Source organism: Streptomyces sp. RP5T, assembly GCF_003933965.1.
In the GTDB taxonomy this organism is placed as follows: domain Bacteria; phylum Actinomycetota; class Actinomycetes; order Streptomycetales; family Streptomycetaceae; genus Streptomyces.
This window is the reverse complement of record NZ_RSAJ01001099.1, coordinates 1-1,281: the sequence shown is the minus strand read 5'-3', so window position 1 is coordinate 1,281 and position 1,281 is coordinate 1. Positions and strand designations below refer to the sequence as shown.

Below are 1,281 nucleotides of genomic sequence, written 5' to 3'. Positions count from 1 at the left end.
GTACGAAGCCCGGGTCCACCTGGGAGGTCAGATCGAGGCCGGTCGCCTCGTTCGCCCAGGAGCGGGCGTTGCGCAGGTGGAACTCGACCGCGTGGGCGTGGAGGGCGGCCCAGTCGCGGGGGTGGGCGTCGACCGTCTCGCGCAGGACGGTCAGGGCGTGCCGGTTGTGGGACTCCAGCGAGTCCAGGCCGCCCTCGGCGCGGCCCTGTTCGGCGGCGCGCACCCAGGGGGAGTGGACCAGGTGGGTCAACAGGTCCTCGCCCACCTGTTCCTTGAGGAAGAGCAGGTCGTCCTCCCCGGTCACCTTGTTGCCGATCACGGCGATCCGGATCCCGAACTCCGCCGCGTGGTCCCGGTACTGGCGGTAGACCGAGACGCCCTTGCGGGTGGGCTCGGCCACCAGGAAGGTCATGTCGAAGCGGGTGAACAGGCCCGAGGCGAACGCGTCCGCGCCGGCGGTCATGTCGACGACGACGTACTCGCCGGGGCCGTCGACCAGGTGGTTGAGGTACAGCTCCACCCCGCCCAGCTTGGAGTGGTAGCAGGCCACGCCGAGGTCGCTCTCGTCGAACGCGCCCGTCACCATCAGCGGGACGTCACCCACCCGCCGGACGTGCCGGACGTGCAGTTCGTCGTCGCCGAGCAGGCGCAGCAGGCGTGAACCCCGGCCCGGCGGCGTGGTCTTGATCATCGCCTCGCGGGAGGGGATCCGCGGGTTGGTGCCGCGCAGGTAGTCCTTGATGCCGGCCACGTGCGCGCCCAGCGGGGGAGCGCCGAGGTCCCCGCCGTCGTGGCCCAGGGCCTCGGCGAGGTGCTGGTTGATGTCGCCGTCCACGGCCAGTACCGGTGCGCCGGAACGGGCCAGATGGCGGGAGAGGAGGGCGGACAGGGTGGTCTTGCCGCTGCCGCCCTTGCCGACGAAGGCGATGCGCACTACCGCTCCGTCTTTTTGAAAATGGATGTCATGTCGGTAGGTTCTATGGCGTGCGTTCGATCACTGTCAAATCGCCTCCGCGATCAAGGTTCGAGGCTTAATGCATATGATGTGCAAGTGCGTGACTACAGCATCAGGGCGGCGAGCCCGGACGACCTCGAAGGTGCGCGAGCCGTGATGCTCGACACCGTCTACCGCGACTTCAACACCGGGTACGTGCCGCGCTGGCACGCCGACATCATCGATCCGGCCGCGGCCTATCTCGTCCCGGCCCGCCACACCCTCCTCGTCGCCCTTGACCCGGCGGACCAGGTCGTGGCCACCGCCGCGCTCGACTCGCGCGGCCC

At 69.6% G+C, this 1,281-nt stretch carries 1 protein-coding gene and 1 pseudogene; one reads left to right on the top strand and one right to left on the bottom strand.

Annotated features, from left to right (window positions below; genetic code table 11):
- The coding region (locus EHS43_RS44750; RefSeq protein ID WP_125196074.1) for an AAA family ATPase at positions 1–934 on the bottom strand (934 nt) is incomplete at its 3' end.
- 117 nt (positions 935–1,051) lie between these two features.
- On the opposite strand from EHS43_RS44750, the pseudogene EHS43_RS44745 reads away from it, so the two are divergent.
- Positions 1,052–1,281: pseudogene (locus tag EHS43_RS44745) on the top strand (GNAT family N-acetyltransferase); the annotation flags it as partial.